This is a genomic window from Streptomyces sp. NPDC014891 (assembly GCF_043081085.1).
Classification (GTDB): domain Bacteria; phylum Actinomycetota; class Actinomycetes; order Streptomycetales; family Streptomycetaceae; genus Streptomyces.
In genome coordinates this window covers 108616-130444 of record NZ_JBIBWF010000013.1, presented here as the reverse complement: position 1 = coordinate 130444, position 21829 = coordinate 108616, and the positions used below count along the sequence as shown (strand labels likewise).

Here is a 21829-nt window from a genome sequence, read left to right as displayed (position 1 = left end):
GTGCCCCCTTGCCGCGCGTCCTCGCGCTGCCATACTTACGACGCCGTAGGTTACGGGAGCGTAGCCTCGCGTTCGTTTCGTGCCGTTCCGCGCTGTTCTCATCCTCATCCTCATCCCCCGGGGGACACCCATGACCTTGAGCCCTGAGTTGCTCGCATCCGATCAGGAACACCTGCCGTCCGGCACGCTGGGCGGGGACAAGAAGCGGTCGGTCGAGCAGATCACGCTGATGCTGTTCATCACGGTGCCCTTCGTGGCCGTGGTCGCGGCGGTTCCGCTGGCCTGGAGCTGGGGCGGCGTGTCGTGGCTCGACCTGGGTCTGCTGGTGGCGATGTACTTCATCGGGTGCCACGGCATCACGATCGGTTTCCACCGCTACTTCACGCACGGTTCGTTCAAGGCGAAGCGGCCGCTGCGGATCGCGTTGGCGATCATGGGTTCGCTGGCGGTGGAGGGTCCGCTGGTGCGGTGGGTGGCGGATCACCGCAAGCACCACAAGTTCTCGGACGCGGAGGGCGACCCGCACTCGCCGTGGCGTTTCGGTGAGACGGTGCCGGCCCTGATGAAGGGGCTGTGGTGGGCGCACATCGGCTGGATGTTCGACGAGGAGCGGACGCCGCAGGCGAAGTACGCCCCGGATCTGATCAAGGACCCGGCGATCCGGCGGATCTCGCGCGACTTCATCTTCTGGACGATGCTGTCGCTGGCGATCCCGCCGCTGGTGGGCGGTCTGGTGACGATGTCCTGGTGGGGTGCGTTCACCGCGTTCTTCTGGGGTTCGCTGGTGCGGGTCGCGCTGCTGCACCACGTGACGTGGTCGATCAACTCGATCTGTCACGCGGTGGGGAAGCGGCCGTTCAAGTCGCGGGACCGTTCGGGGAACGTGTGGTGGCTGGCGGTGCTGTCCTGCGGCGAGTCGTGGCACAACCTGCACCACGCGGACCCGACGTCGGCGCGGCACGGGGTGCTGCGCGGGCAGGTCGACTCCAGTGCGCGGCTGATCCGCTGGTTCGAGCTGGCGGGCTGGGCGCACGACGTGCGCTGGCCGGCGAAGGAGCGCATCGAAGCCCGCCGCCAGAGCGTGTCCGTCGACGCGGCATGATGGAGGACGTGGCGATCGACGGCAGGACCAGTGGCACCGGCAGCGGCGAGCAGAAGCCCCGGCGGGGCCGCCGGGTGCGGATGACGGGCGCGGAGCGCCGGGAGCAGCTGCTGGACATCGGCCGGACCCTGTTCGCCGCGAAGGGCTTCGAGGGCACGTCGGTGGAGGAGATCGCGGCGAAGGCCGGGGTGTCCAAGCCGGTGGTGTACGAGCACTTCGGGGGCAAGGAGGGGCTGTACGCGGTCGTGGTGGACCGGGAGATGCGCCAGCTCCTCGACGGGGTGACGGGTGCGCTGACGGCGGGGCATCCGCGGGAGCTCCTGGAGCAGGCGGCGTTCGCGCTGCTCGACTACATCGAGAACTACACGGACGGTTTCCGGATCCTCGTGCGGGACTCGCCGGTGGCGCAGTCGACGGGCACGTTCGCGTCGCTGATCAGTGACATCGCGACGCAGGTGGAGGACATCCTGGGTCTGGAGTTCAAGGCCCGGGGGTTCGATCCCAAGCTGGCGCCGCTGTACGCGCAGGCGCTGGTGGGGAGTGTGGCGCTGACGGGCCAGTGGTGGCTGGACGTCCGCAAGCCCAAGAAGGCCGAGGTCGCGGCGCATCTGGTGAATCTGGCGTGGCACGGTCTGGACGGTCTGGAGCCGAAGCCGCGGTTGATAGGGCACCGGAAGAGCTGACGGCGCGGCCGGGTGGGGCCCCGGGTCGTGGGGGCTCCGGGTCGTCGGGGCCCGGATCGCGGGGGGGGGCTCCGGGTCGTCGGGGCCCCGGATCGCGGGGGGCTCCGGGTCGTCGGGGGCCCGGCGCGCGGGGCCGCGCTTTTTCCCGGCGACCTCTGTCACCCCCGGGCGGTATGCTCCCGAACACCCGGAGGCGTTCGCCCTTCGTACGCGCTTTCTGCCGTGCGGGGGTGTCGCGGACGCCCGTTTCCGGTCCGACGACATTCTGATCCCTGGGGGGGATCTCTTGCGTTCTGTGCACCTCACGCGTGCCCGCCTCACGGCGTGCACCGCTCTCGTCCTCTCCGCGGGCATGCTGCTCGCGACCCCCGCGTCGGCCGACCGGCCGGCGCCGCCCCACCCGGCCGTCGAGAAGCCGGCGTCCGACGTCGCCACGCCGCCGCTGACCCGGCCGGTGCCGGGCGCGGCCCGGGCCGGCGCCGCCGGTGCGGCCGGCGCCGGTGCGGCCGCCGCGACGGGGTCCCGGGTCCCGGACCCGCTGTCGGACTTCGACGGCGACGGCGTCAGCGACCTGATCTACCGCGGCTGGAACGGCACCGTCTTCACCGCGACCGCGCAGGGCGGGGGCGGTGCCTTCAACGAGGGCACCCTGCCGCTGCCCAAGGACATCGTCCCGATCGGCAACCAGGACGCGGTCGGCGGCGGCCCCGAGGTCCTGGTGCTCTCGGAGCAGGGCGCGCTGACCATGTACGCCGACGCCACGCCCACCTCGGCGTCGTACGCGTGGCAGGGCAAGGGCTGGCAGATCTACAACAAGCTCTTCTCGCCGGGCGACGTGAACGACGACAACCTGGCGGACGTGCTGGCCCGCGACACCACCGGCACCCTGTACCTGTACTACGGGACGGGCAAGCGCAGCGCGCCGCTGTCGGCCCGGGTGCGGGTCGGCTCCGGCTGGAACACCTACGACCAGCTGATCGGCATGGGCGACAACAACGGCGACGGCTGGGCCGACCTGTACGCCCGCGACACCGCCGGCACGCTGTGGTTCTACCCGGGCACGGGTGACAAGACCACGCCGTTCGGCGCCCGCAAGTCCGTCGGCGGCGGCTGGAACATCTACAACACGATCGTTCCGGTGGGCGACGACAACGGCGACGGGAACGGCGAGCTGCTCGCCCGCGACACCAAGGGCACCTTCTGGTACTACACCGGCAGGGGCAACGGCACCCTGGCGGGCCGGGTGCAGGGCAGCTCGGTGGGCGGCTGGGAGGGCGTCCCGCAGTTCGGCGGCGCCAGCAACAGCCCGGTGGCCGCGACCAAGGAGGGCGTGCTGGCGCGGGACTCGGCCGGCACGATGTTCTGGTACGGCAGCCGGACCAACGGCGTGCTGACCTCGCGCGACCAGCTCGGCGACACGGGTGGCTGGCGGGGTGCGGACTACACGCACCTGGCCTCGCTGGACCCGGACAACTCGTCCGACATCGCGCAGCTCTTCGACAACGGCCTCTACGTCGACGGCGTCTACATCGGTTCGGGCTGGGGCGTCTACAACGCGCTCGTCGGCCCGGGCGACCTGAGCGGCGACGGCAAGGGCGACCTGCTGGCCCGCGACCGCTCCGGCAACCTGTACCTGTACAAGGGCAACGGCCAGAGCACGGGCTTCGCCTCGCGCATCAAGGTCGGCGGCGGCTGGGGCTCGTTCAACAAGATCGTCGGCGCGGGCGACTACACCGGCGACGGACGCGCGGACATCGTGGCCCGCGCCACGGACGGCGTCCTGTACGTGTACCCGGGCACGGGCAACGCGACCGCGCCGTTCGGTGCGCGGAAGGAGGTCGGCCGCGGCTGGAACACGTACAGCAAGGTCATCGCCCCCGGCGACCTGAACGGCGACGGGAAGGGCGACCTGCTCGGTGTGACCTCGGGCGGCGACCTCTGGGGCTACCAGAACACCGGGTCCGGCAAGTTCGGCGACCGGTACAAGATCGGCCCCGGCTTCCAGATCTACAACGCCATGTCGTAGGAACCTCGGGCGGGCGCGGGCCCGGCGGGCCCGCGCCCTCGTGCGGACGCCCCGCACCGGACTTCCGGTGCGGGGCGTCCGCATGTGCCGGGGCGGTCCGCGCCGAGGGGCTCACGCGGCGGCCGGGGTCTCAGAGGGGCTTGCGGGCGACGGCGAAGATCCGCCGGAACGGGAACACCGTGCCGTGCGGACCTCGCGGGTAGGCCTCGCGGAGGAGGTCCCGGTACTGGCCGAGGAAGGCGTCGACGGCCTCGCGGTCGTCGCCCAGGGTGGTGAGGACGGGCCGCAGCGCGGTGCCCTTGACCCAGTCCAGGACGGGGTCCTCGCCCTGGAGCAGCTGGCAGTAGGTCGTCTCCCAGACGTCCGTCTCGCAGCCGAGGCCGGTGAGGCGGTCGAGGTAGTCGGGGGCGTCGAGGATGTGGACGAAGCGCCGCCCCTGGTCGCCGAGCCGGTCGCGCCACTCGGGGGTGTCGCAGAGCTCGCCGAGCAGAGCGTGGCTGGGGGAGGTGAAGTTGCCGGGGACCTGGAAGGCGAAGGTCCCGCCGGGCCGGAGTGCCTCGATCCAGCCGGCGAAGGACTCGGGGTGGTTGGGCACCCACTGGAGGGCGGCGTTGGAGACGATGAGGTCGTAGGGCTCGGAGGGGGTCCAGTGGGCGGCGTCGGCGGACCGGAAGTCGATCCAGCCGCCGCCGCGGGTGGTGCCGGACCAGTCCTTCCCGGCTTGTTCCAGCATGTCGGGCGAGAGGTCGAAACCGGTGATGTGGGCGTCCGCCCAGCGGTCGGCCAGGAGGGCCGTGACGTTTCCGGGGCCGCACCCGATGTCGGCGATTCGGGCGGACCGGTCCTGGGCGGGCAGGTGCGGTATTCGGGTGAGGAGGTCGAGGAAGGGCCGTGTGCGGTGGCCCGAGTGGCGGAGGTACTGCTGTGGATCCCAGGTCGGCGCGGATGGTGCGGCGGATTCCACGGAATGCATGTTCGAAGCCCCCTTGCTGGCACGAGTTGCCGAAGCGGAACGGAGTTCCGGGCGGGTCCCTTCCCCGTAGCCCGGGGAAATATATCTCGACTCCAAGATACTCGACATCGAGAAACTCCACCCCAAGAGACTTTATGTCAACAGACCCTCTACACTGATCGTCATGGAGGACGAGGTCGACCGACTGGTCGCAGCATGGCGCCGAGAGCGCCCCGACCTCGACGTGGAACCGCTCGAGGTGCTCAGCCGCGTCTCGCGGCTCGCCCGGCACCTCGACCGCGCACGTCGGCTCGCCTTCTCCGAGCACCAGCTGGAGCCCTGGGAGTTCGACGTCCTCACCTCGCTGCGCCGCGCCGGAGCCCCGTACCAGCTCTCCCCCGGCCAGCTCCTGACCCAGACCCTGGTGACCTCCGGGACCATGACCAACCGCATCGACCGGCTCACCAAGAAGGGCCTGGTCGAGCGGCTCCCCGACCCCAGCGACCGCCGCGGCGTGCTGGTCCGGCTCACCCCCGAGGGCCGCGACCGCGCCGACGAGGCCCTCGCCGGCCTGCTCGCCCAGGAGCGCGCCATCCTGGCCCAGCTGTCCGGGACCCAGCGCGGCGAACTGGCCGCACTGCTACGCCGGCTGACCGCCCCGTTCGACAACATCCCCGGATAGCCCGGGCGGCGGCACCACGCCCAGCTGGGCCGGCCCCACGCCCGCCCGGCGGGCCAGCGCGACCGCCGCCAGGGTCGAGTGCACGCCCAGCTTCCCCAGCACGTTCTGCATGTGCGTACGGACGGTGTGCGGGGACAGGAAGAGGCGCTCGGCGACGGCCTTGCGCCCCAGGCCGGCCACCATGCAGCGCAGCACCTCCCGCTCGCGCGGGGTCAGCGACTCCACCAGCCGCTCGCTGTCCGTGCGGTGCTTGCGGGCCGCCGTGAGCTCCCGCAGGACACCGGTGAGCAGGGCCGGCGGCAGGTGCGTCTCGTCCCGCAGCACCCCGCGGACCACCGCGAGGAGCCGCTGGAGCGAGCAGTCCTTCGCGACCCAGCCGGAGGCCCCGGCCTGGAGCGCGAGGGCCGCCCGCTGCGGGTCGTCCCTCTCCGCCAGGACCACCGTGCGGACCCCGGGCTGGAGGCTGCGCACCGCCGCGACCAGGGAGATCCCGTCGACGGCGCCCTCGGCGTCGTCCGGCACGGCACGGGCCACGGCCCCCGCGGGACCGGCGCCCAGCTCCGCGTCGACGAGCAGCACGTCGAACCGGCGGCCCTCCGCGGCGGCGCGCTCCAGACAGCGCAGGGCGGCCGGGCCGCTTCCCGCGGCGGCGACGTCGACATCGGGCTCGGCCGCGAGTGCGGCGGCCAGCGATTCGGCGAAGACGCGGTGGTCGTCCACCACGAGGACACGGATGCGTGCCACGGACACCCCCAAGTGTCGAGGAACGGGAAAGCCGACGCGGGCACGGCGCCGGAGGCGGGGTCCGCCACTGCTCGGCCGCCGCCGTGCGATGACTGCTTACCCCGCTGCCGGCGCCGTACCCGACCGGGTCTCGCCCCCTGAACAGCACCGGCCCCCACCGGCGCTGCCCCTCAGCGTAGGGGCGGGGCGTCACGGCGGGGGCCGATTCACGGAACTGTCCTGAGTCGTACGGGAGTACGAGGGGTGCCGGCGGCCCGGTGCGGGGCCGCCGGAGCACCACGGGAGGGGTGCCCCCGGACGGTCAGAGGCGCCGGGCGCCCGCCGAGGGGACGGCCGGGAAGACGCCGGGGGCGGCGAGGCCGGCCTCGGCGAAGGCCTTCCCCACGGCGGCGGCGACCGCGTCCGCCCGGTCGGCGTCGACCAGGACGACGGCGGAGCCGCCGAAGCCGCCGCCGGTCATCCGGGCGCCCAGCGCCCCGGCGGCGTTCGCCGTCTCGACGACCAGGTCGAGCTCCGCGCAGGAGACCCGCAGATCGTCCCGGAGGGAGGCGTGGCCCTCGGTGAGGACGGCGCCGACGGCCCGGGGGTCCCCCGCGTCGAGCAGCGCGATCGTCCGCTCCACCCGGGCGTTGTCGGTGACGACGTGCCGCACGTACCGGCGGACCGTCACGTCGTCCAGCCGGGCGAGGGCCTCGGGCAGATGCGCGGCGCCCACCTCGCGCAGGGCGCGGGCGCCGAGCGCCCGCGCACCCGCTTCGCACCCCGCGCGCCGCTCGGCGTACGCGCCGTCGCCGAGCGCGTGCTTCACCCGGGTGTCCACGACCAGCAGCCGCAGCCCCTCGCGGGCCAGGTCGAAGGGGACCTGGCGGTACGAGAGGTCGCGGGTGTCCAGGTACAGGGCGTGGCCCTCCTCCGCGCAGGCCGAGGCCATCTGGTCCATCACCCCGCAGGGGACGCCGACGAAGTCGTTCTCGGCGCGCTGGGCGAGCCGGGCGAGTTCGGGCCGGGACAGTCCGAGTCCGAACAGCTCGTCGAGGGCCAGCGCGGTGACGACCTCCAGGGCCGCCGAGGAGGAGAGCCCGGCGCCGGTCGGCACGGTCGAGGCGAGATGGACGTCCGCGCCGGTGACGGCGTGACCGGCCGCCCGGAGCGCCCAGACCACGCCGGCCGGGTAGGCGGCCCAGCCGCCGCCGGAGAGCGGTTCGAGGGAGTCGACGGCGAGCTGGACGATGCCGCCGTCGACGTCGGCGGAGTGCAGGCGCAGGATCCCGTCGTCGCGGCGGGAGACGGCGGCGACGGCGGTGTGCGGGAGGGCGAGCGGCAGCACGAAGCCGTCGTTGAAGTCGGTGTACTCCCCGATCAGGTTGACCCGGCCGGGGGCGGCCCAGACACCGTCGGGGGCGGCGCCGTACAGCGCCTCGAAGTCCTCGGCGACGCTCATGCGCGGCCCTCCTGCCCGTGCCGCGCGCGGGCGAAGGCCCACGCGTCGGCGATCACGTCCGCCAGGTCCGGGCGGGACGGCGTCCAGCCCAGGCGCTCGCGGGCGGCCTCGGCGGAGGCGACGAGGACGGCGGGGTCGCCGGCCCGGCGCGGGGCGAGGACCTCCGGGATCGGGTGCCCGGTGACCTTCCGCGCGGCCTCGACGACCTCGCGGACGGAGAAGCCGTTGCCGTTGCCGAGGTTGCAGACGAGGTGCCCGCCGGCGGTCATCGCGTCGAGCGCGAGGAGGTGGGCCTCGGCGAGGTCGGCCACGTGGATGTAGTCGCGGACGCAGGTGCCGTCGGGGGTCGGGTAGTCGTCGCCGTACACGGAGATCGCCTCGCGGTCGCCGAGGGCGACCTGGAGGACGAGCGGGACGAGGTGGGACTCGGGTGCGTGCCGCTCGCCGAGGGGGCCGTGGGCGCCCGCGACGTTGAAGTAGCGCAGCGAGACGGCGGCGAGGCCGTGGGCGGCGCACTCGCCGCCGATCATGTGGTCGACGGCGAGCTTGCTCGCCCCGTACGGGCTGGTGGGGGCGGTGGGTGCGGTCTCGGTGATCGGCACGCTCGCCGGTTCGCCGTAGGTGGCGGCGGTGGAGGAGAAGACCAGCTTGCGGACGCCCGCGGAGCGCAGGGCGGCGAGCAGGGCCATGGTGCCGCCGACGTTGTTCTCCCAGTACTTCTCGGGCATCGTGACGGACTCCCCGACCTGGGAGAACGCGGCGAAGTGCAGGACGGCGTCATAGGAGCCGTCCAGCCACCGCGCGGCGTCCTGGACGCGGCCCTCGACGAACTCGGCGCCGGCCGGGACGGCTTCGGCGAAGCCGGTGGAGAGGTCGTCGAGGACGGTGACCCGGTGGCCCCGCTCCAGGAGGTGGGCGGCGACGACGCTGCCCACGTATCCCGCCCCGCCGGTCACCAGGTACTTCTTCCCTGCGTCGGTCACGTGCCTGCCACCTCTCTGAGTCGCCGGGCCGCCGCCTCCGGCGGCACGTCGTTGCTGAACGCGCTCATGCCGGACTCCGTGCCCGCGAGGTACTTGAGCCTGCCGGACGTCCGGCGGACGGTGAAGAGTTCCAGGTGCAGCGCGAACTCCTCGCGGTCCGCACCGGTGAACGGCGCCTGGTGCCAGGCGGAGATGTACGGCGTCGGCGGCTCCTCCGGTCCGAAGATCCGGTCGAAGCGCCTCAAGAGTTCCAGATAGATCTGTGGGAACTCTGTGCGGGCCTCCGCGCCGAGCGCGCGCAGGTCGGGGACCCGCCGGTTCGGGTAGAGGTGGACCTCGTACGGCCAGTGGGCGGCGTACGGCACGAAGGCGGTCCAGTGCCCGGTCTCCAGGACGATCCGCTCGGCGTCGGCGCGTTCCCGGGCGACCACGTCGTCGAAGAGGTTGCCGCCGGTGCGGGCCCGGTGCTCGGCCGCGTGGCGCTGCATGAGGGCGGTGCGGGGGGTGGCGGCCGGGTAGGCGTAGATCTGCCCGTGGGGGTGGGCGAGGGTGACGCCGATCTCGGCGCCGCGGTTCTCGAAGCAGTACACCTGCTCGACGCCGGGGCGGGCGGCGAGTTCGGTGGTGCGGTCGGTCCAGGCGTCGAGCACGAGGGCGGCCCGCTCGGGGGTGAGGTCGGCGAAGGAGGCGTCGTGGTCGGCGGTGAAGCAGACGACCTCGCAGCGGCCCGAGGCGCCGGCGAGGGTGGGGAAGCGGTTCTCGAAGACGACGACCTCGTAGTCGGGGGCCGGGATCTCGCTCTGCCGTCCGTCGCCGGAGGGGCAGAGGGGGCACTCGCCGGCGGGCGGGTGGTAGGTGCGGCCCTGCCGGTGCGAGGCGACGGCCACCAGGTCCCCGAGGAGCGCGTCGCGGCGGAGCTCGGTGGCCGAGGCGACCGGGTCGAGCGGCCGGGTGTCGACGGCGGTGCGGACGGCGTCGTCGCGGGTGTCGTAGTAGATCAGCTCGCGCCCGTCGGCGAGCGTGGTGGCGGTCTTCTTCACGGGACCCTCCGGCGGTTCCAACATAACCACGCACAAGGAACCACATTCCAACATCACCGTCAACGGTGAAGCCCGGCCCCGCCCGCGAACGGGGGGACCGGGCTTCACCTGAAAGCAGGAAGGCCGACGGCCACCGCGCCGGGACCCCGAGGGCCGGACCTCAGAGGGACGGGCCCCGCTGCACCGGCACCGCGCGGTCGAGCAGCCCCGTACGGGCCGCCAGGGCCGCCGCCTCCAGACGCGACCCCACCCCCAGCTTCATCAGCACCCGCTGCACGTGCGTACGGGCGGTGCTCGGCGCGATCCCCATGCCCTCCGCGATCAGCCGGGTGTCCTCCCCCTCCGCGACCCGGACGAGGACCTCCACCTCCCGCTGCGTCAGCAGCCGCAGCAGCCGCTGCCCCTCGTCGTCGGGCTGCGCCGAGGGGTGCAGCAGCTCGGCGAAGGCCGACTGCAGCAGCTGCGGCGCCACCGCGGCCTCCCCCGCCCTCGCCTTCACCAGGGCCCGCTCGACGCCCTCGATGCGCTCGTCGTGCCGGACGTACCCCGAGGCCCCCGCGGCGAACGCCGCCGCGATCCCCCGCGGCGAGGGCACCGGGCCCAGCACCACCACGGCCACCTGCGGCCGCTCGCGCTTGATCCGTACGACCACGTCGAAGGCGCCCGGCTCGGCCGGGGCCGCCGTGCCCAGGAGGCAGACCTCCGGCGCCCGGCCCACCACCAGCTCGGCCGCCCCCGCCACCGGCGCGGCCGCCGCGAGCACCCGGTGCCCGCGCAGCTTCAGCGCCGAGGCGAGCGCCTCCGCGAGCAGGCGGTGGTCGTCCACCACCACGAGCCGTACGCCCATCCCGGTCATCCCCCATCCTCCGGGCCGCCGTCCGCCGGCCACCCGCTCGACCCCGAATTCCTCACCCACCGGCACCCCGCGCAAACGGCCCGGCGCGTCGGGGTGAACCGACGCGCCGGGCCGCGCGAACCTCACGGCATCCGTCCGATGCCGACGCGCTCAGTGGGTGCTGAACGACACCGCCAGGTACTCCTTGTCACCCGGCGAGGCCGACGCCCGCGGCTTGGAGAGCATCATGTCGGACATGAACACCCGGCCGTCGCGGTACAGGATCTCCGCGTAGTCCGGGGAGAAGCTGTTCTCCACGTCGTGGATGGTCTTGTCCGCCGGGTTCTCCAGGAGCAGGGTCTCCTTCATCGTGGCGCCGTCGATGGAGACGATCCGGCCGCCCTTGTCATACGGCGGCTCCTTGTAGGCGATGATGTTGCCGCCGTCCATGCGGAGCGGGACCAGGGTGTACTTGTCCCCCGCGTCCGCCTTCTCCGGCGCCGTCCGGCCGGTGGCCAGGTCGAAGGCGATGAGCTCGTTCGTCTCGTCGCCGAACTCCCCGGTGGAGCCCTCGTGCTGCTCGGTCGGCACGTACAGCCGGCCGTTGCCGACGACGACCTGCGTGCAGGCCTCGACCCGGGTCGAGCGGCAGCGGCCCGCGTACTGGTCGGCGTCCGCGGTGATCTTCGCCTTCAGCTTCCCGGTCTTCTCGTCGATGGAGAAGAAGTCCGAGATGCCGCTGCCGTCGCCGGCGCTGTCGCCGACGTCGGCCGCCACGACCAGCGGCTTCGTGGAGACCACGGACGCGTACTTGACGCCGGTCGGCATCTTGTACTGCGCGACCGGGGCGCCCGAGACCGGGTCCAGGTTCTGGATCATCACGTACTGGGCGTCGTACGGACCGCACTTGCGGACCGCGACGAGGCCCTCGCCGCCGCCGTACCCCTGGTCGAAGCAGTTCTGGTCGTTGGCCTGCGGCTTCCACCGCGGGTTGCCGTTGGCCAGGTCGAAGGCGGCGCCGCCGTCGGTGCCGCCGGCCGCGACCGTCTTCCCGCTGAGCGTGATCTCGCTGAAGCGGACCTTCTGGTCCCCGGCGGTGCCGCCGGTGACCGAGGTGGACCACAGCAGCTTGCCCGCGTTCAGGTCGACCAGGCCGACCTCGGTGCACTGCTGGTAGTAGCGCGGCGCGACCCGCTTCTCGGCCTCGAAGAGGACCGGCACCTTGTTGTCGGCCGTCACATGGCGCGAGCTGCCGCAGACCTGACCGGTCAGGGGCAGCTTCCACAGGACCGTGCCCTTGTCGCGGTCGTACGCCACGATCGAGTCGATGCCCGTCTTCACGTACGCCTTGTCGGTGATCCACGAGCCCGAGACGTCGGTGACGTCCGGCACGGCCGGCTGCTCCACCTTGAACGTCATCTTCGCCTGGGTGTCCGCCGGCGGCTTCTCCTTGCCGCCGCCGCCGATCCCCTTGGTGTCGCCGGAGCCGCCGTCGGTGCCCTGTGCGGTGCCGCCGGTGCCCTTCGACTCGTCGCCCTTGCCGCCGTCACCGGAGTTGGCGTACCAGATGCCGGCGCCGACGATCAGGACGACGGCGACGACCGCCGCGATGATGATCTGGACCTGGGCCGACAGCTTCCCGCGGCCGCCCGGGGCCGCGGCCGGGACCGCGGCCGTGGGCGGCTGCTGGTAACCGCCGTAGCCCTGCTGCGGCTGGGGCGGGTAGCCGTACGGGGGCTGCACCGGCTGCTGGTAGCCGCCGTAGCCCTGCTGGGGCTGCGTGGGCGGCTGCGCCGGGTAGCCGTACGGCTGCTGCGGCGGCGTCGCCGGGGGCTGTCCCCCGGGGCCCTGCGGGTAGCCGTAGCCCTGGTCCGGTGCCTGCTGCGGGTAGCCGTACCCCGGGTCCGGCTGCGGCGCCTGCTGCGGGTAGCCGTAACCGGGCTCCGGCTGCTGCTGCGGGGGCGTCGGGGCGCCGAAGCCGCCCTGCGGGTCCGGGGGTTGGTTCGGCGGGGGCGGGGGTGGCTGCGTCATCGGTCCGTGTACCTCACTTGCTGAACGCCATCATCGTCTTGACCAGCTTTTCTTCCTTGTCGTTCGAGGCGGAGACACGCCCGCTCGCCACGACGAAGGTGCCGGCGCCGTACGCGTAGCCGCCGTCGTAGAAGTTGTCCTCGATCTCGGCCGTCGACGCGGGGTGCTGGAGCAGGATCTTCGGCGCGCCGCCGGTGGGGGCGATCGTCGCGACCGCGCCGCCCTTGTCGTACGCCGGTTCCACGTACGCCAGGACCTGGCCGCCCTCCATGCGGAGCGGCGTCATGGTCTGCTCACCGGGCGCCTTGGAGCGCCACTTCTCCTTGCCGTTCTTCAGGTCGAAGGCGACGACCTCGTTCGGGTTGCCGTACTGGGTCTCGGTGGCCATGTAGAAGGTGTTCGCGTCGGCCGCGACCCCCGTGCAGCCCTGGAGGTTCTTGCCGAAGATGACGAAGCCGCCACCGCACGAGGGGGCGAACTTGTCCTTGCCGCCCTGGATCTGCGAGCGGAGCGAACCGTTGGCGTTGAGCGAGAAGATGGTCCACTTCTTCTGCTCGCGCTGGGTGGCGGAGACGACCAGCGGGTCGACCGAGTAGACCCGGTCCACCTCCCAGTCGCTCTCCAGCTTGAACGTCCACTTGGGCCTGCCCGTATTCGGGTCGACCTCGCTGACGCCCTGGAGCTTCTTCGTGGTGCTGCCCGAGGGGCAGTCCATGGCGGCGATCAGCTTGGTTCCGCCGGCGTACGCGAAGGGCTTGCAGCCGCTCGTGGCACCGGTGAAGAGCTGCCGGCCGTCGGCCAGCGAGAAGCCGTAGGAGCTGCTGGTGCCGGAGACGGTGACGGTGTTGCCGCTGATGGACAGGGTGTTGTCCGAGAAGGCGAAGAGGCCCTTGGGCTTCGGCACGGCCTTCTTCCAGCCCGCCTTGCCCGTCTTCAGGTCGACCTGCTGGAGCGAGGTGCACTTGGCGCCGTCCTTGGCGCTCTCGGCGTAGGCGAAGACCATGACGCCGTTCGCCGAGGGCTCCGCGGGCGCGGCGCACAGCTCGAACGGGACGTCGACGTGCCACTTCTCGGCGCCGTCGCTCAGGTTGTAGCCCGAGATGCCCTTGTACATCGCCTTGACGACGGTGTCGCCGACGATCCACGGGCCGAGGACGTCGGCGCCGTTGCGGGGCAGGTCGACGTTGTTCTGGAGCAGCCAGTTGACCTTGGCCTCGCCCGCCTGGCGGCCGGCGTTCAGGTCGTCGTCGCCGTTGGAACCGTCGCCCGAGCCGTCGCCCTTGTCGACGGACTCGCTCGGCGAGGGCGCGCCCGTGGAGGCGCTCGCGCTGGTCGACGGTCCGGCGACCGGGTCCTTGTCGTCACCGCCGCCGACGACGGCCCAGGTGGCGACGGCGGCCACCAGGACGGCGCCTGCGGCCACGGCGGCGACGAGGCCGGTTCGGCCCTTGAGACCGCCGCCGGAGGGCGGCGGGGTGGGGGCGCCCGGGTACCCCGGCTGGGTCGGGTAGCCGCCGTAGGGGTTCTGCTGCTGACCGTACGGGCCGGCCTGCTGCGGCTGGCCGTACGGGCCCGGCTGACCGGCCTGGCCCTGCTGCGGGTAGCCGTAGGGCTGCTGGGGCGGCTGGCCGTACGGGCCCGGCTGACCGGCCTGGCCCTGCTGCGGGTATCCGTAACCGGGCTGCGTCGGCTGACCGTACGGCCCCGGCGCGGCCGGCGGCGGGCCGGCGGGCGGCGGCGGGGTCTGCGGCGCCTGCGGCGGGACGGGCGGCACCGGCGGCGTCCCCTGGTGCGGCGGGCCCTGGTTCGGATCCTGGGGAGCTCCGAAGCCCCCCGGCGGCTGGTTGCTGGGCGGCTGGGTCATCAGCGGTTCCCCCTTGACGTGAGCGGGTTTTCTTTCTACCACCCACGCGCCGGCGCAAAAGCGACCGGTCCGCCCCTTGTACCCAAGGGAGGACCGGCCTGTGATGCCCTCGTTATGCGTCCTCGGCCAGCTCGAGCCAGCGCATCTCCAATTCGTCCCGCTCCCCCGCGAGTTCCCGGAGCTCGGCGTCGAGCTTCGCCACGAGCTCGAAATCGGTCGCGTTGTCGGCGATCCGCCCGTGCAGCCTGCCCTCCTTCTCGGAGAGCTTGTCGAGCTGCCGCTCGACCTTCTGCAGCTCCTTCTTGGCGGCGCGCGCGTCGGCGGCGGAGAGGCCCGGCTTGCTCGGGGCGGGCGCGGCGGCGGGCGCCGGGGCGGCCGACTCGATCATCTTCCGGCGCCGCTCCAGGTACTCGTCGATGCCGCGGGGCAGCATCCGCAGGGTGCGGTCGCCGAGCAGCGCGAGGGTCCGGTCGGTGGTGCGCTCGATGAAGAAGCGGTCGTGGGAGATCACGACCATGGAGCCCGGCCAGCCGTCGAGGAGGTCCTCCAGCTGGGTGAGGGTCTCGATGTCGAGGTCGTTGGTGGGCTCGTCGAGGAAGAGGACGTTCGGCTCGTCCATGAGGAGGCGCAGCAGCTGGAGGCGGCGGCGCTCGCCGCCGGAGAGGTCGCCGACGGGCGTCCACTGCTTCTCCTTGGAGAAGCCGAACTGCTCGCAGAGCTGGCCCACGGTCATCTCGCGGCCCTTGCCGAGGTCGACCCGGTCGCGGACCTGCTGGACGGCCTCCAGGACGCGGAGGGTGCCGGGGAGCTCGGTGACGTCCTGGGAGAGGTAGGCGAGCCGGACGGTCTTGCCGACGGTGACGGAGCCCGCGGCGGGCTGGATCTCGCCCTGGCTGACGGCGGCGTCGGCGAGCGCCCGCAGGAGGGAGGTCTTGCCCGCGCCGTTGACGCCGACGAGGCCGATGCGGTCGCCGGGGCCCAGCTGCCAGGTGAGGTGCTCCAGGAGGGTCTTGGGACCGGCGGTGACGGTCACGTCCTCCAGGTCGAACACGGTCTTGCCGAGTCGCGCGTTGGCGAACTTCATCAGCTCGGAGGTGTCGCGGGGCGGCGGCACGTCGGCGATCAGCTCGTTGGCCGCCTCGATGCGGTAGCGGGGCTTGGAGGTGCGGGCGGGGGCGCCGCGCCGCAGCCAGGCCAGCTCCTTGCGCATCAGGTTCTGCCGCTTGGTCTCCTCGGTGGCGGCGATGCGCTCGCGCTCGGCGCGGGCGAAGACGTAGTCGGAGTAGCCGCCCTCGTACTCGTGGACGGCGCCGCGCTGGACGTCCCACATGCGGGTGCAGACCTGGTCCAGGAACCAGCGGTCGTGGGTGACGCAGACGAGGGCGGAGCGGCGCGCCTGGAGGTGCTGGGCGAGCCAGGAGATGCCCTCGACGTCGAGGTGGTTGGTGGGCTCGTCGAGGACGATCAGGTCCTGGTCCTCGATGAGGAGCTTGGCGAGCGCGATGCGGCGGCGCTCGCCGCCGGAGAGCGGGCCGATGACGGTGTCCAGGCCGTTCTCGAAGCCGGGCAGGTCGAGCCCGCCGAAGAGGCCGGTGAGCACGTCGCGGATCTTGGCGCTGCCGGCCCACTCGTGGTCGGCCATGACGCCGATGACCTCGTGCCGGATGGTGGCCTCCGGGTCGAGGGAGTCGTGCTGGGTGAGCACGCCGAGGCGCAGCCCGCCGCTGTGGGTGACGCGGCCGGTGTCGGCCTCCTCCAGCTTGGCCAGCATCCGGATGAGGGTGGTCTTGCCGTCGCCGTTGCGGCCCACGACCCCGATCCGGTCCCCCTCGGAGACGCCGAGCGAGACGCCGTCGAGCAGGGCACGGGTGCCGTACACCTTGCTGACGTTCTCGACATTGACCAGGTTGACGGCCACGTTGACTCCTGTACGGGGTGATCGATCGATGTCCAGAGTAGACCGTGGGGCGACCGGTCACTCTTTGTGATGACGTGATCGGGATGCGAGGGCTACCGTGGACGTCAGGCCGAAGAATCCCGCCCATGGGAGGAACCATGACCGCCGAGCCGACGACCAGGCCGACTGCCGAGCAGTCGGCGGCTCCCGCATGGCCGGTGCCACCGAGCGAGGGCTGGACGGTGGATGACCTGCACACGCTGCCCGGCCTCCCGCCGCACACCGAGTTGATCGACGGGAGCCTGGTCTTCGTGAGTCCGCAGCGTCGTTTCCACAGCGCGATGATCTTTCTGCTTCGGACGGGGCTGCGCACCAGCGCCCCACCGGAGCTCAGGGTGGACAGCGAGATGACCGTCGTCATCAATCGCGGCAACGCTCCCGAGCCCGATGTCCTCGTCGTCCGCAAGGAGGCTCTGCGGAGTCCGACACAGACGTCCTACCCGGTCGCCGACGTCGTCCTGGCTGTCGAGGTCGTCTCGCCCGACTCCGCGTCAAGGGATCACGACACCAAGCCGGCCAAATACGCGGCGGCGGGAATCGAGCACTACTGGCTCGTCGACATGGAAGGCGAGGACAACCACCCGGTCGTGCGCGTCTACGAGCGCGACCCCGTCACCAGGACGTACACCTGCACCGGTGTCCACCGAGACCGGCTGAAGCTCGCGGTGCCCTTCTCCCTCGACATCGATCTCAGCGAGTTCGAGGAGATCTAGAGGAGATCTAGGGGGGTCCTGCCGATCAGATCGGGTTCGCGGGGCCTGGCCTGATCGGCAGGACACGCCCTAGGACGGGACCTGGACGAGCCGGGCGCCGGGGGCCGGTGAGGTGGCCGTGTGGGTCGTGCGGCAGGTGTTCGAGGCGAGCAGGGCGGTGGCGACCGCCTCCGCGGACTCGGCGTCCTTCACCAGGAACGCGGTCGTCGGGCCGGAGCCCGAGACCAGGGCCGCCAGTGCGCCCGCCGCGGTGCCCGCCGCCAGCGTCGCGGCGAGCGAGGGGCGCAGCGAGAGGGCGGCCGGCTGGAGGTCGTTGGCGAGGGCGGCGGCGAGGGCGGTGGTGTCGCCGGCGCGCAGGGCGTCCAGGAGGACCGGGGAGGCGGCGGGTTCGGGGACGTCGGTGCCAGCGGTGAGGCGGTCGAACTCGCCGAAGACCACCGGGGTGGACAGGCCGCCGTCGGCGACGGCGAAGACCCAGTGGAAGCCGCCGCCGACCGGGAGTTCCGTCAGCTTCTCGCCGCGGCCGGTGCCGAGCGCGGCCCCGCCGACGAGGCTGAACGGGACGTCGCTGCCGAGTTCGGCGCAGATCTCCAGGAGTTCCTCGCGGGAGGAGTCGAGGCCCCAGAGCGCGTCGCAGGCGAGCAGGGCGCCGGCGCCGTCGGCGCTGCCGCCGGCCATGCCGCCGGCGACGGGGATGTCCTTGGCGATGTGCAGGTGCACGTCCGGGGCGATGCCGTGCCGGGCGGCGAGCAGTTCGGCGGCCCGCGCGGCCAGGTTGGTGCGGTCGAGCGGGACCTTGTCCGCGTCCGGGCCCTCGCAGGTGACCGTGAGGGTGTCGGCGGGGGTGGCGGTGACCTCGTCGTAGAGGGAGACCGCGAGGAAGACGTTGGCCAGGTCGTGGAAGCCGTCGGGGCGGGCGGCGCCCACCGCGAGCTGGACGTTGACCTTGGCGGGGACGCGGACGGTGACGCCTGCGGGGGTGGTCATGCCTTGGCCTCCGCGATCCGGGCGAACTCCTCGACGGTGAGTCCCTCTCCGCGGGCCTGCGGCGAGATCCCGGCCTTGACCAGGGCCTCCTCCGCCGCGGCGGGTGAGCCGGCCCAGGTGGCGAGGGCCGCGCGCAGGGTCTTGCGGCGCTGGGCGAAGGCGGCGTCGACGACGGCGAAGACCTCCTGGCGGGTGGCGCTGGTGGCGAGCGGCTCGCTGCGGCGGACCAGGGAGACGAGTCCGGAGTCGACGTTCGGCGCGGGCCAGAAGACGTTGCGGCCGATGGATCCGGCGCGCTTGACCTCGGCGTACCAGTTGGCCTTGACCGAGGGGACGCCGTAGACCTTGTTGCCGGGCTTGGCGGCGAGCCGGTCGGCGACCTCGGCCTGGACCATGACGAGGGTCCGCTCGATGGTCGGGAACCGCTCCAGCATGTGGAGCAGGACCGGCACGGCGACGTTGTACGGCAGGTTGGCCACGAGCGCGGTCGGCGGGGGGCCGGGCAGTTCCTGGACGTGCATGGCGTCGGAGTGGACGAGCGCGAAGCGGTCGGCGCGCGCCGGCATCCGGGCCTGGATGGTGGCGGGGAGCGCGGCGGCGAGCACGTCGTCGATCTCGACGGCCGTCACCCGGTCCGCGGCCTCCAGGAGGGCCAGGGTGAGGGAGCCGAGTCCGGGTCCCACCTCCACGACCACGTCGTCGGGCCGGACCTCGGCCGTGCGGACGATCCGCCGGACGGTGTTGGCGTCGATGACGAAGTTCTGGCCCTTCTGCTTCGTGGGGCGTACGCCGAGGGCGGCGGCCAGCTCACGGATGTCGGCGGGGCCGAGGAGGGCGTCGGGGCTTTCGGGGCCGGTGGTGGTGCTCACCGGTACAGCCTACGGGGCACGGGTGGGCCCGACCTACGGTTCACCCGCGGCGCCGCCCGCCGCGGGGCCGGCTCATCCGTGCAGGCGTCTGCCGCAGTGCGGCCACGGGCCGGCTCCCCGCTGCACGTACAGCTTCTTCGCCCGGAAGGTCTGCTCGGCGGCGGGCGCGTTCTGCGCGGTGCCGGTGCCGCCGAGGGAGCGCCAGGTGCCGGGGTCGAACTGGTAGAGCCCGCCGTAGGTCCCGGAGGGGTCGACGGCGTCGGGGCGGCCGCCGGACTCGCAGGCGGCGAGCGCGGCCCAGTCGAGGCCGTCGGCGCCCGCGACGGAGGTGGGCATCGGCCGGGTGCCGACCCTGACCTGCCGGCTGACGGGTGCGCGGACGATCTCCTCGCCGATCCGGCGGGGCTTCTGCCGGACGCCGTTGACCGTCCGCAGGCTGTAGGTGACGCGGCGGACGCCGGCCCGGCCCTGTCGGTCGACGACCTCGGTGCCGGTGAAGAGTCCGGGGTCGCGGGTGCGCTCGACGGCGTACGGCACGGCCTCCTCGCGCGTCTGCTTCGAGCCGGTGATCCGGAGGACGGTGACCGTCTGGCCGTCGCGGGGGAAGGACTCGGGGACGACGGAGGTGGCGTCCTGCGCGGAGAGGGTGATCCCGGCCTCGGCGAGGGCCTCGCGGACGGTCGCGGCGTTGGTCCGGACGGTCCGCTCGCGGCCGTCGGCGAGGAAGGTCACCGTCCGCTCGGTCCGTACGTCGAGGGCGAGGCCGCTGCGGGAGATGGCGGCGCCGCGGGAGACGGAGAGGTAGGCGCCCTCGGCGCGGACCCCGAGCTGGCGCAGCGCGCCCTCGACGGTCCGGGCGGTCGTCCACACCTGGCGGCGCTGCCCGTCGAGGGTGAGGGCGACGGGGCGGCCGTACCGGACGACGATCTCGTCGCCGCTGGCGAGGGCCTCGGCGGGGGCGGGGGCGACGATGTCGTGGGCGCCGACGGTCAGGCCCTCGTCGGCGAGGAGTTCGTCGACGTCGTCGGCGAAGGTGTGGAGGGTGCGCGGGACGCCGTCGACGGAGAGCCGGACGGCCTTGTCGTCGGCGACGAAGGCGCTGGTGCCGCCGGCGAGGAAGGCGACGACGAGGGCCTGCGGGACCAGCTTGCGCAGGCCCTCCCCGGCGGGCCCGGTGGTCCTGCGGCGGCGGGCGGCCCGCCGGGACCCGGCGCGGGAGGCCTGCCCGGGGACGACCAGCGGCGCGGCCTGGGTCGGCTGGTCGTGCACGGACAGCGGCGCGGCCTGGGTCGGCTGGTCGTGCACGGACAGCGGCGCGGCCCGTCGTCCGGCGCGGTGACTGCCCTGGGAAGTGCTCACGAGGCCGGGACCCTACCCGGCCCTCCGTCACGGGGTGCGCCGACCCGGCTACGACACGTAACCGTTATGGATCAGTAATCGAAGGCGCGGGCCGTGTTGACCGCGACGGCCTCGGCCATCTCGTTCTCGCCGATGCCGCGCACCTGGGCCATCGCCCGCAGGGTGACGGGGATCAGGTAGGGGGCGTTGGGGCGGCCGCGGTAGGGGGCGGGGGTGAGGAAGGGGGCGTCGGTCTCGACGAGGACGAGGTCCAGCGGGGCGACGGCGAGCGCGTCGCGCAGGTTCTGGGCGTTCTTGAAGGTGACGTTGCCGGCGAAGGACATGTAGTAGCCCTTGGCGGCGCAGATCTCGGCCATGGCGGCGTCGCCGGAGTAGCAGTGGAAGACGGTCCGGTCGGGGGCGCCCTCCTCGTCGAGGACGCGCAGCACGTCGGCGTGGGCCTCCCGGTCGTGGATGACCAGCGCCTTGCCGTGGCGCTTGGCGATCTCGATGTGGGCCCGGAAGGAGCGTTCCTGCGCGGCGATGCCCTCGGGGCCGGTGCGGAAGAAGTCGAGGCCGGTCTCGCCGACGCCGCGGACGTACGGGAGGGCGGCGAGGCGGTCGATCTCGCTGAGCGCGTCGTCGAGGGCGGCGTCGCCGCCGCCCTGGCGGGGGCCGTGGCGGGACGAGTCCCCCCCGGGGTCGCCGAGGACGATCCTCGGGGCCTCGTTGGGGTGCAGGGCGACGGCGGCGTGGACGTGCTCGTGGGCCGCGGCGGTCTCCGCGGCCCACTGGGAGCCCTTCACGTCGCAGCCGACCTGCACGACCGTGGTCACTCCCACGGCGGCCGCCTTGACCAGCGCCTCCTCGACGGTCCCGGACTGGAGGTCCAGGTGGGTGTGCGAGTCCGCGACCTCCACGAGGAGGGGTTCGGGCAGCGGCGGCGGGGCGTCCTTGGCACTCATGCCCCCGATCGTACGAGGGGCGCGGGCGCCGGTGCGCGGGAACCTCCCGGGCCGGGGGCGGGCCGGGCGCCCGGCCCGTGGAGGGCCGCTCGGGGGGCTACTGGCGGCGCCTGAAGGGGTGCAGGAGGTCGGACAGGTGCCAGTGGTGCGGCACCGGGGGCCCCTCGGGCCCGTCCTCGGTCAGTTCCTGGCCGATCGGCCCGGCCATCGACACGGGCTTGGTGGCCCGCGCCCCGCGCTGGTGCTTCTCGGTGGCGGCGATCAGGTCGAGCACCGACGACACCTGTCCCGCGCGCATGATGCGGACGACGTGACCGCCGCAGTTCATGCAGGTGGGACTGGACAGCGGGGACGGGACCTTCTCCCCGTCGGCCTTGTAGACGACGAATTCGTGGCCGGCGGCGTCGACGTGGTGCTCGATGTCGTACGCCTGCTCCCAGCCGTATCCGCAGCGCATGCACGCGAAGGCGTACGCCTCATGGGCGACGGATATGCCGGTGCCGGTGATCTCGGTCATGCCAGCTCCTCTCCACTGATCCAGTGGACGCCTTTTCGGGCCGGAGCGCATCAGCTCGGGAGGAACCATGGAAGGCTTTTGGCTCTTCCCTTGCCAAGCG

At 73.0% G+C, this 21829-nt stretch carries 19 protein-coding genes; 5 read left to right on the top strand and 14 right to left on the bottom strand.

All coding sequences use genetic code 11. The annotated features are described in order from the left end of the window. The first annotated feature begins 130 nt into the window (after positions 1 to 130). The 3 genes from ACF09E_RS31220 (at position 131) to ACF09E_RS31210 (ending at position 3811) form a co-directional block, all read left to right on the top strand. Positions 131 to 1102: an acyl-CoA desaturase gene (locus ACF09E_RS31220; protein WP_392209159.1), complete on the top strand. Its 972-nt coding sequence runs from the start codon at positions 131 to 133 to the stop codon at positions 1100 to 1102. Continuing rightward, complete coding sequence (locus ACF09E_RS31215; protein ID WP_148005190.1) at positions 1102 to 1785, top strand: TetR/AcrR family transcriptional regulator; 684 nt, start codon at positions 1102 to 1104, stop codon at positions 1783 to 1785. Before ACF09E_RS31220 ends, ACF09E_RS31215 begins: the two co-directional genes overlap by 1 nt. A gap of 295 nt (positions 1786 to 2080) precedes the next feature. Next, positions 2081 to 3811 (top strand): FG-GAP repeat domain-containing protein, encoded by a 1731-nt coding sequence (locus tag ACF09E_RS31210; RefSeq protein WP_392209003.1) that lies wholly within the window; start codon positions 2081 to 2083, stop codon positions 3809 to 3811. Positions 3812 to 3941: 130 nt separating this feature from the next. Here the strand turns inward: ACF09E_RS31210 and ACF09E_RS31205 are convergent, their stop codons facing one another. Beyond that, complete coding sequence (locus ACF09E_RS31205) at positions 3942 to 4784, bottom strand: trans-aconitate 2-methyltransferase (RefSeq protein ID WP_392209001.1); 843 nt, start codon at positions 4782 to 4784, stop codon at positions 3942 to 3944. Positions 4785 to 4947: 163 nt separating this feature from the next. On the opposite strand from ACF09E_RS31205, the gene ACF09E_RS31200 reads away from it, so the two are divergent. Continuing rightward, a complete protein-coding gene (locus ACF09E_RS31200; RefSeq protein ID WP_392209000.1) occupies positions 4948 to 5445 on the top strand; it encodes a MarR family winged helix-turn-helix transcriptional regulator in 498 nt (165 codons plus the stop codon). On the opposite strand, the gene ACF09E_RS31195 is transcribed toward ACF09E_RS31200, so the two are convergent. From ACF09E_RS31195 to ACF09E_RS31160, 8 genes are all read right to left on the bottom strand, one after another. Beyond that, positions 5404 to 6189, bottom strand: coding sequence for a LuxR C-terminal-related transcriptional regulator (locus tag ACF09E_RS31195; RefSeq protein ID WP_392208997.1), 786 nt, complete (start codon positions 6187 to 6189; stop codon positions 5404 to 5406). The two genes, ACF09E_RS31200 and ACF09E_RS31195, sit on opposite strands and share 42 nt — an antisense overlap. Before the next feature lie 301 nt (positions 6190 to 6490). Continuing rightward, positions 6491 to 7630: a galactokinase gene (gene galK / locus ACF09E_RS31190; protein ID WP_392208995.1), complete on the bottom strand. Its 1140-nt coding sequence runs from the start codon at positions 7628 to 7630 to the stop codon at positions 6491 to 6493. Next, the gene (gene galE, locus ACF09E_RS31185) at positions 7627 to 8613 is read right to left on the bottom strand and encodes a UDP-glucose 4-epimerase GalE (RefSeq protein WP_392208993.1); all 987 of its coding nucleotides are present in this window, start codon (positions 8611 to 8613) and stop codon (positions 7627 to 7629) included. The genes galK and galE overlap by 4 nt, the downstream gene beginning before the upstream one ends. Next, entirely contained in the window at positions 8610 to 9653 is a 1044-nt protein-coding gene (gene galT, locus ACF09E_RS31180; protein WP_392208991.1) for a galactose-1-phosphate uridylyltransferase, read from the bottom strand. Before galT ends, galE begins: the two co-directional genes overlap by 4 nt. 160 nt (positions 9654 to 9813) lie before the next feature. Continuing rightward, positions 9814 to 10500: a response regulator transcription factor gene (locus ACF09E_RS31175; RefSeq protein ID WP_361846601.1), complete on the bottom strand. Its 687-nt coding sequence runs from the start codon at positions 10498 to 10500 to the stop codon at positions 9814 to 9816. Between the two features lie 159 nt (positions 10501 to 10659). Beyond that, positions 10660 to 12519 carry a PQQ-binding-like beta-propeller repeat protein gene (locus tag ACF09E_RS31170; RefSeq protein ID WP_392208990.1) on the bottom strand — a complete coding sequence of 620 codons (1860 nt, stop codon included), beginning with the start codon at positions 12517 to 12519 and terminating at the stop codon, positions 10660 to 10662. A 13-nt stretch (positions 12520 to 12532) separates the two neighbouring features. Then, complete coding sequence (locus tag ACF09E_RS31165) at positions 12533 to 14383, bottom strand: PQQ-binding-like beta-propeller repeat protein (protein WP_392208988.1); 1851 nt, start codon at positions 14381 to 14383, stop codon at positions 12533 to 12535. A 112-nt stretch (positions 14384 to 14495) separates the two neighbouring features. Continuing rightward, positions 14496 to 16301, bottom strand: coding sequence for an ABC-F family ATP-binding cassette domain-containing protein (locus ACF09E_RS31160; RefSeq protein WP_392208986.1), 1806 nt, complete (start codon positions 16299 to 16301; stop codon positions 14496 to 14498). 125 nt (positions 16302 to 16426) lie between these two features. Here ACF09E_RS31160 and ACF09E_RS31155 point away from each other — a divergent pair, with 125 nt between their 5' ends. Beyond that, positions 16427 to 17053 carry a Uma2 family endonuclease gene (locus ACF09E_RS31155; RefSeq protein ID WP_392208984.1) on the top strand — a complete coding sequence of 209 codons (627 nt, stop codon included), beginning with the start codon at positions 16427 to 16429 and terminating at the stop codon, positions 17051 to 17053. Between the two features lie 69 nt (positions 17054 to 17122). On the opposite strand, the gene ACF09E_RS31150 is transcribed toward ACF09E_RS31155, so the two are convergent. The 5 genes from ACF09E_RS31150 to ACF09E_RS31130 form a co-directional block, all read right to left on the bottom strand. Continuing rightward, the gene (locus ACF09E_RS31150) at positions 17123 to 18040 is read right to left on the bottom strand and encodes a 4-(cytidine 5'-diphospho)-2-C-methyl-D-erythritol kinase (protein WP_392208982.1); all 918 of its coding nucleotides are present in this window, start codon (positions 18038 to 18040) and stop codon (positions 17123 to 17125) included. Then, positions 18037 to 18909: a 16S rRNA (adenine(1518)-N(6)/adenine(1519)-N(6))-dimethyltransferase RsmA gene (gene rsmA, locus ACF09E_RS31145; RefSeq protein ID WP_388806185.1), complete on the bottom strand. Its 873-nt coding sequence runs from the start codon at positions 18907 to 18909 to the stop codon at positions 18037 to 18039. Before rsmA ends, ACF09E_RS31150 begins: the two co-directional genes overlap by 4 nt. 72 nt (positions 18910 to 18981) lie before the next feature. Further along, positions 18982 to 20268 carry a ubiquitin-like domain-containing protein gene (locus tag ACF09E_RS31140; protein WP_392208979.1) on the bottom strand — a complete coding sequence of 429 codons (1287 nt, stop codon included), beginning with the start codon at positions 20266 to 20268 and terminating at the stop codon, positions 18982 to 18984. Positions 20269 to 20339: 71 nt separating this feature from the next. Continuing rightward, complete coding sequence (locus ACF09E_RS31135; protein ID WP_392208977.1) at positions 20340 to 21212, bottom strand: TatD family hydrolase; 873 nt, start codon at positions 21210 to 21212, stop codon at positions 20340 to 20342. 97 nt (positions 21213 to 21309) lie between these two features. Further along, a complete protein-coding gene (locus tag ACF09E_RS31130; RefSeq protein ID WP_361846567.1) occupies positions 21310 to 21729 on the bottom strand; it encodes a hypothetical protein in 420 nt (139 codons plus the stop codon). Positions 21730 to 21829: the final 100 nt, after the last annotated feature.

Excerpts from the sequence above, each read along its gene's own strand:
- ACF09E_RS31135 (WP_392208977.1), bottom strand. The coding sequence starts at position 21,212 with ATGAGTGCCAAGGACGCCCCGCCGCCGCTGCCCGAACCCCTCCTCGTG.
- ACF09E_RS31150 (WP_392208982.1), bottom strand. The coding sequence starts at position 18,040 with ATGACCACCCCCGCAGGCGTCACCGTCCGCGTCCCCGCCAAGGTCAAC.
- ACF09E_RS31155 (WP_392208984.1), top strand. The coding sequence starts at position 16,427 with ATGGGAGGAACCATGACCGCCGAGCCGACGACCAGGCCGACTGCCGAG.
- ACF09E_RS31130 (WP_361846567.1), bottom strand. The coding sequence starts at position 21,729 with ATGACCGAGATCACCGGCACCGGCATATCCGTCGCCCATGAGGCGTAC.
- ACF09E_RS31165 (WP_392208988.1), bottom strand. The coding sequence starts at position 14,383 with ATGACCCAGCCGCCCAGCAACCAGCCGCCGGGGGGCTTCGGAGCTCCC.
- ACF09E_RS31175 (WP_361846601.1), bottom strand. The coding sequence starts at position 10,500 with ATGGGCGTACGGCTCGTGGTGGTGGACGACCACCGCCTGCTCGCGGAG.
- galK (WP_392208995.1), bottom strand. The coding sequence starts at position 7,630 with ATGAGCGTCGCCGAGGACTTCGAGGCGCTGTACGGCGCCGCCCCCGAC.
- ACF09E_RS31200 (WP_392209000.1), top strand. The coding sequence starts at position 4,948 with ATGGAGGACGAGGTCGACCGACTGGTCGCAGCATGGCGCCGAGAGCGC.
- ACF09E_RS31220 (WP_392209159.1), top strand. The coding sequence starts at position 131 with ATGACCTTGAGCCCTGAGTTGCTCGCATCCGATCAGGAACACCTGCCG.
- ACF09E_RS31170 (WP_392208990.1), bottom strand. The coding sequence starts at position 12,519 with ATGACGCAGCCACCCCCGCCCCCGCCGAACCAACCCCCGGACCCGCAG.
- ACF09E_RS31215 (WP_148005190.1), top strand. The coding sequence starts at position 1,102 with ATGGAGGACGTGGCGATCGACGGCAGGACCAGTGGCACCGGCAGCGGC.
- ACF09E_RS31205 (WP_392209001.1), bottom strand. The coding sequence starts at position 4,784 with ATGCATTCCGTGGAATCCGCCGCACCATCCGCGCCGACCTGGGATCCA.